This window comes from Hymenobacter sedentarius (assembly GCF_001507645.1).
Lineage (GTDB): Bacteria > Bacteroidota > Bacteroidia > Cytophagales > Hymenobacteraceae > Hymenobacter > Hymenobacter sedentarius.
On sequence record NZ_CP013909.1, the window covers coordinates 2,100,201 to 2,114,454 of the forward strand.

A 14,254-nucleotide genomic window follows, 5' to 3' on the forward strand; every position below is an offset into this window, starting at 1 on the left:
GCTTTTAAGCAGTTTTTACGAGTTTTTCTCGCCCCAAATCACAATGTCTGCATCCCCCGAAAACCCCGCCGGCTACTCCATCGAAGAAGGCAACGCCGCCTCGCGCAACGCCTACAACTGGTCGAAAAAAACCTTCCAGAACCGCAAAGGCAAGCCCGGCGAGCCAGCTCAAGACCTCGACGGCGGCTTCTCCAACGAAATCCGCTTCGGCGCGGAACGGCTGGGCATCAGCTCCGACGGCATTGGGACCAAGATTGAAGTGGCCGAGCGCCTGAACAAGTACGACACCCTCGGCTACGACCTCATCGCCATGACGGCCGACGACCTCATCGCCGCCGGCTTCGTGCCCACCAACCTTTCCAATATCATCGACGTGAACCACCTCAACTACGACGTGGTAGACCAGATGATGCGCGGCCTGCACGACGCCGCCAACTTCTCCCAAATCGCCATCACCGGCGGCGAAATTGCCGAGTTGGGCAACCGCATCGGCGGCTGGCCGGGCGCCAAGATGAACTTCAACTGGTGCTCCACCGCCATCGGGGTGCTGCACCCCAGCCTGGCCCAGCCCCTGAGCGGCAAAACCGCCCAAGCCGGCCACGTGGTAGTGGCCCTGCGCTCGCCTTCGTTCCGCTCCAACGGCTACTCGCTGGCCCGCAAAACCCTGCATAAAGCCTTCGGCGACAACTGGCACGAAGCCGACTACGACGGCCTCGACGCCGGTGAGTACCCGACCTGGGGCGATGCCATGCTCGCGCCCTCGCTCATCTACGCGCCCGGCGTGGCGGCCCTGCTCGATGCCGGCCTGCCGCTGCACGGCGTGGCCCACATCACTGGCGGCGGCCTGGCCGATAACTTCCAGCGCGTGCTTAAAAACGGCCTTGGCGCGGTATTGGATAACCTGTTTGAGCCCCTGCCTGCCATGCGTCGCCTCTGCGAAATCGGCGACATCACCCCCGAAACCGCTTACCTCTATTGGAATATGGGCACCGGCATGCTGCTGGTGACTGAAGAAGCATCAGCGGCTGCGGTAGTGGCGTCGCTGCAAGCCAGCGGGTACGATGCCCAAGTAGCCGGCTACCTCACCGCCGAAAGCGGCGTGACGCTGCGCGTGGGCTCGGGGGAGTTGCGGTACGCGTAGACTTCGGATTAACTGAGAAACACAGAACGGTCATGCTGAGCGTAGCCGAAGCATCTCGCGTGGGGTAGCAAACCAATCGTAAGGATTAGTGGCTGCACGCGAGATGCTTCGGCTACGCTCAGCATGACCGTTTGGTGAGTTACTTAAACATTCCCAGAGAATGAAATATTATTGTAACGACAATTTCGATGACCTCCCTGAAAAGGCGTGGCAGTTATTGGTGGATAGAGTTATAGAGAGTGCAACCCATTTCGAGGTAAGCCGGACATTCTCAAAAGCTCCGTTTCCAGCAGCATTCACTGCTGCAGAAGTGCCTTTGCCTGAGAATATCAATAGGACGTATGCGGCTACAAACCGCTTCTTATTGACGCCAGAGGTGATTGCTGAGGTGAAAAGAAAAACTTACAAAGACTGGGATAACTACGATTCAGAAGACCCTGCTTTTTATCAGGAAGATGTGCTTCTTCTCGGGACAATAACCCATGAAGATTATGTGGTGATGCGGCTCGATGAAAAAGACAGGACTGAGCTAAATAGCCAAGGCTTCGACTTTTGGTGCGAATGGAACTTCAATTAATTTGACGTTGCTCACGCCCCACGCACCGGCCGCTTCTCCAGAATCAGCTTGGTGCGGTAGTCATTCAGCCCCATTTCCAGCCCGACCGGGAAGGTGTGGGGGTTGAGGAAGCGGCGGACGCTGGGGTCCAGGCTTTGCACTTCGCGCTGGGCGTGGGCGCGGCTTTCGGCCAGCGTGGGCAGGTCCAATACCCGTTTGCCCTGGCGGAATACGGGCTCCAGCAGTTCGCGAAACTTGGTTTCGGGCTTGATGGCTAAGCGGCGGGTGATGTCGGCTGGGTCGATGATGGTGAGCTGGTCGGGGAGGGGCTCGGCGGTGTTGTAGAGCATGTCGGCGCGGGGCTTGCCGTACTCGTTGAGGTAGCGGCGCACCTGCAGGATGCCGGGAATGCTGGTTTTGGCCACTTGCTCCGAGAGCTTGAGCGTGAAGTCCCAGCCCGAATCGTCGGCTTTGCGCAGGGCGGCCAGTTTGTAGACCCCGCCGAGGGCAGCCTGGTTATAAGCAGTGATTAGCTGGGTGCCCACGCCCCAGGTGTCGATGCGGGCGCCTTGCTGTTTGAGGCTGGTGATGAGGTTTTCCTCCAAATCGTTGCTGGCCACGATGTGCGTATCGGTGAAGCCGGCCTCGTCGAGCACGGCGCGGGCCTCGCGGCTTAGGTAGGCCAGGTCACCCGAATCGAGGCGGATGCCGGCCAGCTCGTGGCCGTTGGCGCGCATGGCGCGGGCCACTTTAATGGCCTGGCGCACGCCCTCGATGGTGTCGTAGGTATCAACCAGAAACACGGAATCATCGGGAAAGGCCTGCGCGTAGGCCGAAAATGCCTGCGTCTCGTCGGGAAACGCCTGCACCCAGCTGTGGGCGTGGGTGCCGCGCACCGGGATGCCGTAGCGCTGCCCGGCCAGCAGGTTGGACGTGGCATCGGCGCCGCCCAGGTAAGCCGCCCGGCTGGCTCCCAGGCCGCCATCGAACCCCTGCGCGCGGCGCAGGCCAAACTCCAGCACCCGGTCGTTGGGCCCGGTGGCTTCGCGGATGCGGGCGGCTTTGGTGGCCACAAGGGTCTGGAAGTTGATGAGCGTGAGCAAGGCCGTTTCCAGCAGTTGGGCTTGTAGCAGGGGGCCGCGCACCCGCAGCAGCGGCTCGTTGCCGAACACCACGGTGCCTTCTGCAATGGCGTCGATGTCGCAGCTGAACTTCAGGTTGCGCAGGTACTCCAGGAATTCGGGCGGAAATAGCGCGGCGCCCTTGCTGCCGGTGAGGCTGCCCAAATAGGTCAAGTCCTCGTCGGAAAAGCGCAGGTTTTCGACCCAATCGACGGCCAGCGCCAGGCCTGCCGCCACGGCGTAGCCGCCTGCGAACGGCGCTTTGCGGAAGTACAGGTGAAACACCGCCTCGCGGTCCTGCATGCCCTGCTGCCAATAGCCGTAGGCCATGGCGAGCTGATATAGGTCGGTGACGAGGGCGAGCGAGGGAGCGTAAAGCCCGGAGAGGGGAGCAGCGTTCATGAGCGTGGCAAAGGGGTAAGGGCCTGCTTACGGATAAAACAACATTTGGCTCAATTTGAAACCCGCAACGCAACGCCGGGTGCTGAGCGGGTGCCATTGGCCAGCGGTCGGGGTTTACCCGCTTACTTTGCCAGCCGTGCCACAAACCTCCGCCTTTTTTCGCTTTGCACACCGCGTGGGCCAGATGCATGCCCGGTACCGGGTGCTGCTGGGCCTTGCGCTGGGGGCTACGGCCTGGCTGCTGGCCCCGGCCGGCATCGACAGTGCCAGCCGCTGGGTGGCCGCTTGGGATGCCTGTGCGGCCACTACGCTGGTGCTCGTGGGCATGGCGGTGTTTACGGCCGATGCCGCCACCATCCGCAAGGTGGCCAACTACGAGGACCCGAGCCGGCCCCTGGCTTTCGCCTTTCTGGTGCTGGCCTCGCTGGCCAGCCTGCTGGCAGTGGTGGCCTTGTTGGGCACCATGAAATCGTTGCCGCCGGGCCTCGTGAGCCGGCACGTTTTCCTCAGCGCCGCGGCGGTGCTGCAGTCCTGGATGCTGGTGCATACCGTGTTCACGCTGCACTACGCCCACAACTACTACGACATGGACAAGGCCAAGGGCAGCGACCGGGGCGGCCTGGGCTTTCCCGGCGACGACCCCGAGCCCGATTACCTCGACTTCGCCTATTTTGCTTTCACCATCGGCATGGCTGCCCAAACCGCCGACGTCACCATCACCGGCAAGCGGCAGCGCCGCACGGCCTTGGTGCACGCCATCATTTCGTTTGGCTTCAACACCGCCATCGTGGCCCTGAGCATCAGCGCCCTGGGTGGCCTGCTGTCGCTCATTTAACACATTTAACAGTTATCAATTAACATTTAACAGCCGTTCTATCACCTCAATTAGGGCAGATAGAACGGCTGTTAAATGTTAATTGATAACTGACTAAGAAATCAGGCCCCGGCTCACGGCGAGCTTGATAAGGGCGGCGGTGTTCTTGGCCTGGGTTTTGGCGATGATGTTCTGGCGGTGGGTTTCGATGGTGCGCTTGCTGGTGAAGAGCTTGTCGGAAATCTCGCCGTTGGTGAGGCCTTCGGCAATGAGCTTGAGCACTTCCAGCTCGCGGGCCGTGAGGTCGGCGCCGTGGTGGTCGCCGGAGTCGTCGGTGAGGCCGGCGATATTGGGGGTAGTAGACTGCGCCACTGCTTTGTAGAGCATGCTCAGGCCGATTTCGGTGCACAGGAAGGGGTTGCCTTGGGCCACCGTGCGAATGGCGTAGGTGATTTCGCTGATGGCCGCATTCTTGAGCACGTAGCCTTGGGCGCCGGCTTCCAGCATGCGGGTCACGTAGTTTTCGTGGTCGAGCATGGTGAGCACCAGCACTTTTACGTCGGGGAAGCGGCGGCGCAGCTCGGGCACCGTGGCAAAACCGTCGAGGACGGGCATCTGCACGTCCATCAGGACGACGTCGACGGGAGTGTTTTCGAGGATGGACAGGACTTCGGCGCCGTTGCTGGCTTCGCCCACTACGTCAAGGTCGGCATCGGCAGAGAGCAGCGCCCGGATGCCGTCGCGCAAAATGGTGTGGTCATCGGCTAGCAAAATACGGGTCATAGCAAATAAGGAGTTAGGAGCATCGAGAACGAATGGCGGCCCGCAAAGTTGGGCTAATCCCGTTATACGGCAAAGCCCTATCCGTATTTATACGGGGATGCTTCTATTTGTCCCAGCTTTTGGAGGGATTTATACGGCTTTTACTGTGGAGCTCCCCGCTAAGATTGCCGGTGCCTTTAATTTTGGGGGTTCAACACCGATTTAATGGAAAGCAACCAGTAAATTAATTAGGTTTCTCACTGGTCTGCTCCCTGTTTTATGATTCGCCTACTACTCACCGACGGCCATCCTCCTGCGCGTGAGGCCTTGCGTATCGGGATAGCGCCGGCAGCCGAAATAAAGATAGTGGGCGAAGCAAGTACCGGCGACGAACTGCTGGCCGAGCTGGCCGCTGCTACGCCCGCCGTGGTGCTGCTCGACCTGAATCTGCCCGGCCCCGACGCCTTTGCGCTGCTGCCGGCGCTGCGGCGCCAGTACCCCCAGCTGCGCGTGCTGGCCCGGGGCGAGCTGACCAATGAGCACTACGTGACGCGCGCTTTTGACCTGGGCGCGCACGGGTACGTCCTGAAAAGCTCGCGGCCTGCGGAGCTGGTGCAGGGCGTAAAAACCGTGGCCGCGGGCCGGCCCTTCCTGTGCTCGTCCATCGGCCTGGCCCTCCTGACCCGGCTGTTTGTTCACAGCCCGGTGGTCAGCGATGCGGCCCGCGAGGCCCTGGGCCTGAGCAAGCGCGAAATGGAGGTTTTGGGCCTGGTGGCCGAGGGCATGACCAACGCCGAAATTGCCGACAAGCTCTTCACCAGCAAGCGGACCGTGGAAACGCACCGCCAGAACATCATCGCCAAAACCCAGGCCAAGAACACTGCCGCCCTCATCAAGCTCGCCGCCCGCCAGGGCCTGCTGCCGGAATAGAGAGTGACTGAGTGGGAGAGTGACTGAGTGAAGTCCTAACTATTCACTCAGTCACTCTCTATTCCGCAACAGCGTTACTGCTGCGCCGCAATGATAAATTCGGCCAGTTCGCGGAAGCAACCGTGGCCGCCGGGCGTCTGGCAATGAAAGTCGACGACGGCCCGGGCGAAGGACGTGGCATCACCGGGGCACGCCGACAGGCCCACCAGGCTCAGGATATCCAGGTCGTTGGTGTCGTCGCCGATGAAGGCAACTTCGTCGGCGGCCAAGCCGGTGCGGGCCAGAATGCTGTGCAGGCAGGCCGGCTTGTCCTTGATGCCCAGGTGGAGCTCTTCAATCTGAAGCTTGGCGGCCCGCGTGCGCACCGAAGGCGAGGTTTCGCCGGTGACGATGCCCGTGGCGATGCCGAACTCGCGCAGGCGCACCACGCCCATGCCGTCGCGGATGCTGAAGCGCTTCATTTCTTCGCCCCGCTCCGAGTAGTACACGCCGCCGTCGGTGAGCACCCCGTCGCAGTCGGTGAGCACCAGGCGAATGCGGCGGGCGCGGGCGGTGAGGTCGGCTAGTTTCATAATAACAGTAACGGCAAAACGAGGGAGCCGCCGAAACCGGCCGGCAAGGTGCAATTCGGCCGCAAGAACGGCACTGCAGCGCACATGTGGGTTTTGCGGCAATTGTGATTATCCCGGCAAGCGTATATTAGCATAGCGAAACTATTAGATTTGTATCTTATGAAGAATATTTTTACTATGGGGGCATTGGTTGCCTCGTTGCTACCTTTTACTTCCCAGGCGCAAACGCCGCACGATGCTGTGGTAGCCGCCGAAACGGCGTTTGCGGCGCAGGCCATGCAGGAAAGCACGCCGGCCGCCTTTCTGGCCAATAGCGCCCCGAAGGCATGGGTGACCGAAAGCGGCAAATTGGCCAATGCCCAGGACGTGTGGCGGGCCCGCCCGGCCCGGCCCGGCAGCCGCCTTACCTGGTACCCGGTGCTGGCCGATGCCGCCCAATCCGGTGACCTGGGCTACACCACCGGCCCCTGGACGGCCCTGCTGAACGACAAGCCGCAGGCCTCCGGGGAGTACGTAACTGTGTGGCGCAAGCAGCCCGATGGCAAGTGGAAATTTGTGGTGGACATGGGCGTAGAGCGCATTGGCACCGCCCCCGCCAAGGCGACCACCGTGCCCCAGCCGCGCCTGCTCGCAGCGGCGGCCACGCCCAGCACGGCCCCGTCCAACATCGTGCTCGAAGTGGACCGCAAGTTTGCCGCCGCCCAGCTGCTCAAGGCCGGCGCGGCCTACCAGCAACACCTCAGCACCGAGGCCCGGCTCTACCGCCCCGGCCTCTCGATGATGCAGGGCGCCGCCGCGGCGGCCAACATGAAAAACCTGGACGGCGGCTATCAGTTTGTGCCCGTGGATGGCTACCTGGCCGCTGCCGGCGACTTGGGCTACGTGGTGGGCACCCTGCAGCGCTCCAAAGGTGCCAAGCACCCCGAGGAAAACGGCAGCTACCTGCGCATCTGGCGGCGCGAAGCCGTGGCCGGCTGGCGCCTGGTGCTGGAGGTGTTCAACTTTGCACCCGGCCCAACTGCCGCGGGCGAGGCTCCCGCAGTGACTCCCGCCGCTGATGGCGCTGCGGGCGCTACCAGCAAGCGCCCGCAGTAGTTCGGGCGCTGATTGCGGCTTCGCCATTGGTTTTGAAACGGCCCCGGCTACTGCTAGCCGGGGCTTTTTTGGCCCAATAAAATTGAGCTAACTTGATGGGGCTTGGCGGGTAGTTCAGCAGAGTTGCCCCCACGTGTAAGGGGGTGATGCGGGGGCCGTCTGCCGCTTTACCTATTGGTTTTGCCAACTTCTTCGCCCACCCTATGAAAAACGCTGTTCTGCTGACGTTGCCGCTCCTTGGTGCCATGGCCGTGCTGGCCCTGGCCCAGCCTGCCGTAAATCCCGGTGGTCCCGCGGCTCGGGTGCCGGTGGTAGTGGAGCTGTTCACCTCGGAAGGGTGTTCGAGCTGTCCGGCTGCTGATGCGGCCCTGCGGCAGCTGGAAACAGCTCAATCCGTGCCCGGCGTGGAAGTTATTGCCCTTGGCGAACACGTCGACTACTGGAATCGCCTGGGCTGGAAAGACGGCTTTTCCTCCGCCGCTTTTACCGCGCGCCAGCGGCAGTATGCAGCGGGCTTTGGCTCGGGCGCCTACACGCCGCAAGCGGTGGTGAATGGCCGCTACGAATTTGTGGGCAGCCACGCCGCCGAGCTGGCCCAAACCGTGGCCAAAGCCGCCACGGCCCCGCGGGCCACGGTTGCGCTTACCACCGCGGGCAGCACCGCCCGCGTCCACGTAGCCAGTGTGCCAGCCGGCACTGCGGCGGCCGAGGTGCTGCTCGTCGTTACCGAAAGTGGGCTGGCTTCGCAGGTGGGCGGGGGCGAGAATTCGGGCCGCCTGCTGCGCCACGCCCCCGTGGTGCGCCAGCTCATTTCGTTGGGCAAAATGGGGTCGGCGGGCACCTTCACCGGCACTACCGAGCTGAAGCTGAACGCTGGCTGGAAGCGGCCCAACCTGCGGGCCGTGGCCCTGGTGCAGGAAACAGCCTCGCACCGGATTGTGGGAGCGGCCACCGCGGCGCTGTAATCCGTGAAAACAAGCGGCGCTTTAGTTGTTACACTTGCCTGCTGCCGACGTAATCTTGCGGGGCGACCTTTTCTGGCTTAGCTCCCGTCCCGCATGACTCCCACCACCCCAGTGCCGGCGCAGTGGCCCGACCGCTACGGCGATGAGCTGTACCGCTTTGCCCTGAGCCGCGTTTCCGATGCGGATGCGGCCGAGGAGCTGGTGCAAGACACGTTTCTGAGTGCCCTCGGCGGTTTGGCCACGTTCAGGGCCGAGGCGTCGGAGCGCACGTGGCTGTTCGTTATTCTGCGCCGCAAAATCATCGACTACTACCGCCGGCAGGCGCGGACCAACCACGTCGGCCTCGACGAGCTAGGCGAGGCCGGCCCCACCGAGGCCGGTTTCTTTAACCCCGAAAACGGCCATTGGAACGCGCAGCAAGCCCCCGTGAGCTGGCTCAATGCCGATGCTGCCCTGGAGCAGCAAGAGCTTCACGACATCCTGCAACGGTGCCAGCAGCGGCTGCCCACGCAGCAACGTGCGGTATTTGCCCTGCGGTTCGTGGAGGAATTATCGGCCGAGGAAATTTGTCAGGAATTGGGCTTAACCGCTGCCAACTATTGGGTTATCGTGCACCGGGCCAAGCTGCAGTTGCGCCGCTGCCTGGAAAAGCACGGCTTAAGCAAAAATTAATTATCTGCTATGCTTCGTCTTATTACCTGCCAAACCGCAACGATGCTCCTCGACCAGCAGGCCGACCAGCCCGTGCCCAGAGGAGCCCGCACCAGCCTATGGCTGCACCTGCGCTACTGCCCCTATTGCAACCGGTACGCCAAGCAAACGGTGAAAATAGCGGAGTGGGCCAGGGCTGCGGTCGCCGCCCGCGCCAGTGCCGGCCCGGCCTTGCCCGAGGCCGCAAAAGAGCGGATGCGGGAGCTGTTGGCCGCAGCAGGGTAGGAAATTGAGCTGTCATTGCGGGCGTAGCGAAGCAATCCGTCCTCTGAAAGCGACCAGCCCTGAGAAGTGATAAGCTGTTGTTTTAGCTAAAACGGAAAAAGCCCCGACTCTGCAGTAGAGCTGGGGCTTTTCACAGTAGAAGGGTAGTCGCTGAGACCAGGACGGATTGCCGCGGCCTCTGGCCTCGCAATGATGGACGGTTACGCGCCGGTAGGAGCGAGGCGGACCACCAGGCCATCGGTTTGCGGGGTGAGGCGAATCTGGCAGCTGAGCCGGCTTCCAGGGTGTATTACGGGCAGGGTTTCGAGCATGTCCAGTTCGTCATCGTTCGGCTCAAACAGGGCGGGGCCGGCCAGCACTTCCACGTGGCAGGTGGCGCACAGGGCCATGCCGCCGCAGGTAGCCATGATGTCGTAGCCGCTGGCTTTCAGCACTTCCATTAAGCTCAGGCCCATGTCGGTGGGGGCTATAATTTCGCGGCGCTGGCCAGGCGCTTCTTCGACGTAAATGCGGATATCTTCTTCCATGAGTTGAGTTGAAAGGACAAAGAAAGAGGAATGAAGAATAAGCGACGAGCTAATTCTTCATTCCTCCCTTTTAATTCCCGGATTTTACAGCGTGGGTACTCCGTTAACGGTGGTGTACTTCAGGGTATACTTTTTGTCGGGGTAGATGTATTTGAACGCGCCTTGGCACATGAGCGCGGCCTCGTGGAAGCCGCAGAGAATGAGCTTGAGCTTGCCAGGGTAGGTGTTGATGTCGCCGATGGCAAACACGCCGGGCAGCGAAGTGCTGTAGTCCAGGGTGTCGACCACAATGGCGTCGTCGGTCAGCTCCAGGCCCCACTCGCCGATGGGGCCAAGCTTGGGCGTGAGGCCAAACAGCGGGATGAAGTGGTCGAGCGGTACGGTCTCGGCGGTGCCGTCGTTGCCGGTGATGGTCACTTGGGCCAGCTTACCGTTGCCGTGCAGGTGCGTCACGTTGGAGCTGAGCACGAGCTTGATTTTGCCGGCTTCGGCCAGGGTTTTTACTTTCTCGGCCGAGTCGGCGGCGCCGCGGAAGGTGGTGCCGCGGTGCACCAGCGTTACATCAGCGGCCACGTTGGCGAGGAAGTTGGTCCAGTCCAGGGCGGAGTCGCCGCCGCCGGCGATGACAATTTTCTGGTCGCGGAAGTGCTCGGGGTCGCGCACCATGTAGTGCACGCCTTTGCCGCCCTCAAACTGCTCGAGGTTTTCGACGGCGGGCTTGCGCGGTTCAAACGAGCCTAGGCCGCCGGCAATGGCCACGGCCTTGCACTGAATCTCGGTGCCGTCGGTGGTGTAGAGCTGAAAGGAGCCGTCGTCGAGCTTGGCAAACCGCTCCACCCGCTCGCCCAGCGTGAAGGTGGGGTGGAAGGGCTCAATCTGCTTAATCAGGTTGGTGACGAGGTCACCGGCCAGGATTTCGGGGAAACCCGGGATGTCGTAAATCGGTTTCTTGGGGTAAATCTCGGAGAGCTGGCCGCCGGGCTGGGGCAGGGCATCCACCACGTGGCAGCGGAGCTTGAGCAAACCGGCTTCAAATACGGCAAACAGACCGACCGGGCCGGCCCCGACAATACAGATATCCGTGGAAATGACGTTGGGCATAATAGCAATAAGTGCCTGAATAGGCGCCTGGTGAAAAGCGGCCGCAAAGGTACGGCCCGCAGCCGGGGCCGCCAACGGCAGCCCGTTTTATAACAACGGGACCGCCCAAAACGTTGGCTGAGGCCGGCCGGTTACTCCCAAAATTCTATCGGCCGGGCGTGTGCGGCGCCAGCTCCAGCGTGAGTTCGTCGAGGAACTGCTCGGCTTCCCAGAGGTTCAAAAACTGCCGCACGGGCATGGCCTGGCTGGTGGTTATTTCGTCGGTGCAGCGGCGGGTGGGCAGGCCGGGTACGTGCACTTCGGCCACCATGCTCACGCCGCGCTGCACAATGAGCTGCTCCACGGCCTGAAACTCGGCCAGCAGGTCTTGGTTGACCTGGTTCACGACCTGCATATCGCTGAGAATGCTGAAGCCCGGGCTTACTTGCGCCAGCGCGGCAGCCCAGTCGCTGCGGTAGTTGGGCAGGCTCTGAGCCTGCTGCATTTGGTCGAAATTCTGGTAGAAGAGCCGGTTTTTTTCTTGTTCTACGGTAAGCTGGTATTCAGAGCGAAAGGCAATTTGATTCATAGTGGCAATAGGAGGGTAGAGCAGTGCGAAGGTGGAAAGTTACATATAGATGAGCTTGCCCCCACTAATATCTGCGCGCTGGCCCTCAAAACGAAATGGCCAGGCTCGAGGTGAGGTTGCCGTAGCTGTCGGCCGTGGGGTCGTCGGCGCGCTGAAACACCGGCGCGCGGCCGCGCAGGTAGCGGCCCTCCAGCCGCAGCAGCACGTTGGGCGCGGGGGCATAGTCGAGGTTGAGCGAGCCGCCGCCCGCCCGGAAGTCGGGGCTCCCGGGGTTCGGCGTAATGCCGCGGATGACGACGCCCCGCTCGGCGTAATAATATTCGGCACGGGCCGTGGCGGCCCAGCGGTCGGCCAGCTTGTAGCGCACAAAGGCCGCGCCGGTGTGCCACGTGTCGTGCTTGCCGTACACGGCGGTTGCCTGCTTGCCCACGTCGAAAACGCCGGCCACGCTCAGCCGGTCAGTTGCAGCATAGGTCAGGTAGAAGTCGTGGAAATAGCGGCGGTACTGGGCCGTGCCCGTGGGCCCCTCTATGCCAACAAACGTGCTGCTGTTGAGGAGTAGCTTGGCGCTGGGCTTCCACTGAATCTGGGTGCCCAGGGCCTTGTTTTCGTTGCTTTCGCGGATAATCTGCCAGCCGTTGAGCACCAGCGCCGTGAGGGTCAGCTTGGGGTCCGGCTCGTAGGTGAAGCGGGCGCCGGCCTCGTAGTAGGGCGAGTTGTCGGCCATAAGGGAGCGGGTGAGCGTCCAGTTTTCTTTGCTGATGGCCGATTCAAACCCGATGTGCGAGGTGAAAATGCCTGCGTCGAGCCACGCTTTTTTGAAGGGCCGGAAGCCGGCGTACGCCTCGTAGAGGTGGCGCATGGTCAGGTCTTCGCTGCCGTAGTTGGCATCCACATAGGAGCCGGCGTGCAGGCCGATGGCGCCGCGCACCCGGTCGTTGTTGTAGCGTACGCCCACCACGGCTTGGTTCACGCTGAACTCGTTTTGGCGGTTGTGGGAGTATAGGAAGTCAGGCCGGAAATTGGACCCGTCGTTCCCGAAGTCGTAGCCGTAGTACGCATCCACGGCGCCGTAATAGCTCAGCGGATTGGGTGCTGCCGCCGCGGGCGTCTGGGCGGGCGTGGTGCGGGCCGTGTCGGGCGCGGGGGAGGTTTGGCCCTGGGCCGCTGCTGCCAGTGCCAGTAGAAAGGGGAGTAGAAGGTGTTTCATGGGGCGACAAAGGTGGCAGGTTTTACGTGCTACTTATCCGCCGGCATCCCGCCACACATTACAAGCAAAAATATGCGGCTGGGGGAGCCGGCTTTGTACTAGAAGCCGCGGCGGCGCGTTTAGCGTTTAGGTTTTCGGCCGCGGGGCATTTCGCTGCGTAATGCCTATACTTCGCCCCAAAACCTTGCCTAGCGCCTGACCTATGCCGATATCCGTTTCCGTGGGGCTGCCCGCTTCACGTTTTTTTCGTTGTTTCCGGCTCGCCGGAGTGCTTTTTGGGACGATTTCACTGCTGAGCAGCTGCGGCTCCGAGCCCACCGAAACCAAATCGGCTAGTTCCACCAAAGGAACCAAACCCGCGGCCACGGCCCCCGCCGCCCCCGAAGCGGCCCCGTTGCGGGTCAGCGTTTTTCTAGAGTATTCGGGCGGCATGAAGGGCTTCGTGCCCCGCGGCGGCGCCGATAAGCCGCCCACGGAATTCCAGCAGCGCATCGGCGCGCTCATCACCGAAACCCAGGTGAGCGGCGCCATCGCCGACCGCAAGTACTACCTCTGCGAAAACGCCGCGCCCAAAGCCGTGCCGTTTCAGCAGTTGCGCGACGTGGTGCAGGGCGAGGTCAATCAGGCCGCCCTCGGCACCGAACTGCCGCAGATGCTCGAAGGCATTCTCAACATGCCGCAGGCCACCCAGCAGGTGAGCGTGGTAATTTCCGACTTCATCTACGGCCCGGCCCGCAAATCCGACTTTTCGCAGCTGCCCAACCTGATTCGCACGTCCATCGCGCCGGTGAGCCAGAAGCAGCTGGCCGTAGCCGTGTTCGGTGAGGCTTCCCACTTCTACGGCAGCTACTTCCCGGCCGTGAAGACGCCCGTGCAGAAGCGCACCCTCAACGGCGAGAAGGTGCCCTACTACGTGTGGGTGATTGGGCCGCCCGCGTTGGTGGCCCGCTACACGGCCGAGGTATTTAAGAACCCGCCCGCCCAGCAGGCCTTCTTTGGGCTGAAAACCGACACCCCGGCCTTCGCGCCGCTCCTCACCAAGCTTACCGACCCCAAATTAAAACCGAGCGGCGGCACGGTCTACGCCGAAAACAACGGCTTGACCCTGAACCCATCCGACGACCCCGTGGACTTTTCGCTGGCGCTGAATTTGAACGAATTGCCGGCCGCGTGGCAAAAACCGGAGTTTTTGGCCCAACATGTGCGGGTACGCCTGCCCAACGGCCAGGCTTCTTTGCTGCCCAACTCGGTGCGCCTGCTCACCGACGACGAGCAGAGCGGCCAGCCGGTGCTGGCGCCCTTCACCCACGTGTTGCGCCTGCGGGTGAGCAAACTGGCGGCGCCCACCGCCACGCTCAGCCTCACGCTGCCCGCCCCGGAAACGCCGGAATGGGTGACTGCCTGGTCGACCACCAACGACAACGCCCCGGCGCCGCGCACCTTCGGCCTCGACCAAATCCTGGCCGGCGTGCGCCAATCGTATCCAACCCCGCTACCGGCCGTATTCACGGTTCAGCTTCCGCTCAAGAAAGATTAGTTATCCGTTGCTCGTTG

At 62.2% G+C, this 14,254-nt stretch carries 16 protein-coding genes; 9 read left to right on the top strand and 7 right to left on the bottom strand.

Features of this window, described 5'->3' with window-relative positions:
- The first annotated feature begins 43 nt into the window (after positions 1–43).
- Both AUC43_RS08770 and AUC43_RS08775 read left to right on the top strand, forming a co-directional pair.
- Positions 44–1,141, top strand: coding sequence for an AIR synthase-related protein (locus AUC43_RS08770; RefSeq protein WP_068191995.1), 1,098 nt, complete (start codon positions 44–46; stop codon positions 1,139–1,141).
- A 160-nt stretch (positions 1,142–1,301) separates the two neighbouring features.
- The gene (locus AUC43_RS08775; protein WP_068191998.1) at positions 1,302–1,718 is read left to right on the top strand and encodes a hypothetical protein; all 417 of its coding nucleotides are present in this window, start codon (positions 1,302–1,304) and stop codon (positions 1,716–1,718) included.
- Between the two features lie 11 nt (positions 1,719–1,729).
- Here the strand turns inward: AUC43_RS08775 and AUC43_RS08780 are convergent, their stop codons facing one another.
- The gene (locus tag AUC43_RS08780; protein WP_068192000.1) at positions 1,730–3,220 is read right to left on the bottom strand and encodes a nicotinate phosphoribosyltransferase; all 1,491 of its coding nucleotides are present in this window, start codon (positions 3,218–3,220) and stop codon (positions 1,730–1,732) included.
- A gap of 136 nt (positions 3,221–3,356) precedes the next feature.
- On the opposite strand from AUC43_RS08780, the gene AUC43_RS08785 reads away from it, so the two are divergent.
- Complete coding sequence (locus AUC43_RS08785; RefSeq protein WP_157781000.1) at positions 3,357–4,055, top strand: DUF1345 domain-containing protein; 699 nt, start codon at positions 3,357–3,359, stop codon at positions 4,053–4,055.
- 93 nt (positions 4,056–4,148) lie between these two features.
- Here the strand turns inward: AUC43_RS08785 and AUC43_RS08790 are convergent, their stop codons facing one another.
- Complete coding sequence (locus tag AUC43_RS08790; protein ID WP_068192004.1) at positions 4,149–4,817, bottom strand: response regulator; 669 nt, start codon at positions 4,815–4,817, stop codon at positions 4,149–4,151.
- Positions 4,818–5,075: 258 nt separating this feature from the next.
- Between AUC43_RS08790 and AUC43_RS08795 the strand changes: the two genes are divergently transcribed.
- Positions 5,076–5,726, top strand: coding sequence for a LuxR C-terminal-related transcriptional regulator (locus tag AUC43_RS08795; protein ID WP_071885849.1), 651 nt, complete (start codon positions 5,076–5,078; stop codon positions 5,724–5,726).
- Positions 5,727–5,800: 74 nt separating this feature from the next.
- Here the strand turns inward: AUC43_RS08795 and AUC43_RS08800 are convergent, their stop codons facing one another.
- Entirely contained in the window at positions 5,801–6,298 is a 498-nt protein-coding gene (locus AUC43_RS08800) for a KdsC family phosphatase (RefSeq protein WP_068192008.1), read from the bottom strand.
- A gap of 159 nt (positions 6,299–6,457) precedes the next feature.
- Between AUC43_RS08800 and AUC43_RS08805 the strand changes: the two genes are divergently transcribed.
- The 4 genes from AUC43_RS08805 to AUC43_RS08820 all read left to right on the top strand — a co-directional run bounded on the left by AUC43_RS08805 (position 6,458) and on the right by AUC43_RS08820 (position 9,294).
- Positions 6,458–7,393 carry a DUF4440 domain-containing protein gene (locus AUC43_RS08805; protein WP_068192010.1) on the top strand — a complete coding sequence of 312 codons (936 nt, stop codon included), beginning with the start codon at positions 6,458–6,460 and terminating at the stop codon, positions 7,391–7,393.
- 203 nt (positions 7,394–7,596) lie between these two features.
- Entirely contained in the window at positions 7,597–8,358 is a 762-nt protein-coding gene (locus AUC43_RS08810) for a DUF1223 domain-containing protein (RefSeq protein ID WP_068192012.1), read from the top strand.
- Positions 8,359–8,451: 93 nt separating this feature from the next.
- A complete protein-coding gene (locus AUC43_RS08815) occupies positions 8,452–9,030 on the top strand; it encodes a sigma-70 family RNA polymerase sigma factor (protein ID WP_068192013.1) in 579 nt (192 codons plus the stop codon).
- 9 nt (positions 9,031–9,039) lie between these two features.
- Entirely contained in the window at positions 9,040–9,294 is a 255-nt protein-coding gene (locus AUC43_RS08820) for an anti-sigma factor family protein (RefSeq protein WP_068192015.1), read from the top strand.
- Between the two features lie 200 nt (positions 9,295–9,494).
- Here AUC43_RS08820 and AUC43_RS08825 read toward each other — a convergent pair whose 3' ends face one another.
- The 4 genes from AUC43_RS08825 to AUC43_RS08840 all read right to left on the bottom strand — a co-directional run bounded on the left by AUC43_RS08825 (position 9,495) and on the right by AUC43_RS08840 (position 12,700).
- A complete protein-coding gene (locus AUC43_RS08825; protein WP_068192017.1) occupies positions 9,495–9,821 on the bottom strand; it encodes a 2Fe-2S iron-sulfur cluster-binding protein in 327 nt (108 codons plus the stop codon).
- Between the two features lie 84 nt (positions 9,822–9,905).
- Positions 9,906–10,922: an NAD(P)/FAD-dependent oxidoreductase gene (locus AUC43_RS08830; RefSeq protein WP_068198407.1), complete on the bottom strand. Its 1,017-nt coding sequence runs from the start codon at positions 10,920–10,922 to the stop codon at positions 9,906–9,908.
- 145 nt (positions 10,923–11,067) lie between these two features.
- Entirely contained in the window at positions 11,068–11,490 is a 423-nt protein-coding gene (locus tag AUC43_RS08835; RefSeq protein WP_068192022.1) for a hypothetical protein, read from the bottom strand.
- Positions 11,491–11,575: 85 nt separating this feature from the next.
- Positions 11,576–12,700, bottom strand: a complete 1,125-nt coding sequence (locus AUC43_RS08840; RefSeq protein WP_068192025.1) for a porin — start codon at positions 12,698–12,700, stop codon at positions 11,576–11,578.
- Between the two features lie 202 nt (positions 12,701–12,902).
- Here AUC43_RS08840 and AUC43_RS08845 point away from each other — a divergent pair, with 202 nt between their 5' ends.
- The gene (locus tag AUC43_RS08845) at positions 12,903–14,237 is read left to right on the top strand and encodes a hypothetical protein (RefSeq protein ID WP_157781001.1); all 1,335 of its coding nucleotides are present in this window, start codon (positions 12,903–12,905) and stop codon (positions 14,235–14,237) included.
- Positions 14,238–14,254 lie beyond the last annotated feature (17 nt).

Excerpts from the sequence above, each read along its gene's own strand:
- AUC43_RS08780 (WP_068192000.1), bottom strand. The coding sequence starts at position 3,220 with ATGAACGCTGCTCCCCTCTCCGGGCTTTACGCTCCCTCGCTCGCCCTC.
- AUC43_RS08795 (WP_071885849.1), top strand. The coding sequence starts at position 5,076 with ATGATTCGCCTACTACTCACCGACGGCCATCCTCCTGCGCGTGAGGCC.
- AUC43_RS08815 (WP_068192013.1), top strand. The coding sequence starts at position 8,452 with ATGACTCCCACCACCCCAGTGCCGGCGCAGTGGCCCGACCGCTACGGC.
- AUC43_RS08805 (WP_068192010.1), top strand. The coding sequence starts at position 6,458 with ATGAAGAATATTTTTACTATGGGGGCATTGGTTGCCTCGTTGCTACCT.
- AUC43_RS08845 (WP_157781001.1), top strand. The coding sequence starts at position 12,903 with ATGCCGATATCCGTTTCCGTGGGGCTGCCCGCTTCACGTTTTTTTCGT.
- AUC43_RS08820 (WP_068192015.1), top strand. The coding sequence starts at position 9,040 with ATGCTTCGTCTTATTACCTGCCAAACCGCAACGATGCTCCTCGACCAG.
- AUC43_RS08790 (WP_068192004.1), bottom strand. The coding sequence starts at position 4,817 with ATGACCCGTATTTTGCTAGCCGATGACCACACCATTTTGCGCGACGGC.
- AUC43_RS08800 (WP_068192008.1), bottom strand. The coding sequence starts at position 6,298 with ATGAAACTAGCCGACCTCACCGCCCGCGCCCGCCGCATTCGCCTGGTG.
- AUC43_RS08840 (WP_068192025.1), bottom strand. The coding sequence starts at position 12,700 with ATGAAACACCTTCTACTCCCCTTTCTACTGGCACTGGCAGCAGCGGCC.
- AUC43_RS08835 (WP_068192022.1), bottom strand. The coding sequence starts at position 11,490 with ATGAATCAAATTGCCTTTCGCTCTGAATACCAGCTTACCGTAGAACAA.
- AUC43_RS08770 (WP_068191995.1), top strand. The coding sequence starts at position 44 with ATGTCTGCATCCCCCGAAAACCCCGCCGGCTACTCCATCGAAGAAGGC.
- AUC43_RS08825 (WP_068192017.1), bottom strand. The coding sequence starts at position 9,821 with ATGGAAGAAGATATCCGCATTTACGTCGAAGAAGCGCCTGGCCAGCGC.
- AUC43_RS08810 (WP_068192012.1), top strand. The coding sequence starts at position 7,597 with ATGAAAAACGCTGTTCTGCTGACGTTGCCGCTCCTTGGTGCCATGGCC.
- AUC43_RS08830 (WP_068198407.1), bottom strand. The coding sequence starts at position 10,922 with ATGCCCAACGTCATTTCCACGGATATCTGTATTGTCGGGGCCGGCCCG.
- AUC43_RS08775 (WP_068191998.1), top strand. The coding sequence starts at position 1,302 with ATGAAATATTATTGTAACGACAATTTCGATGACCTCCCTGAAAAGGCG.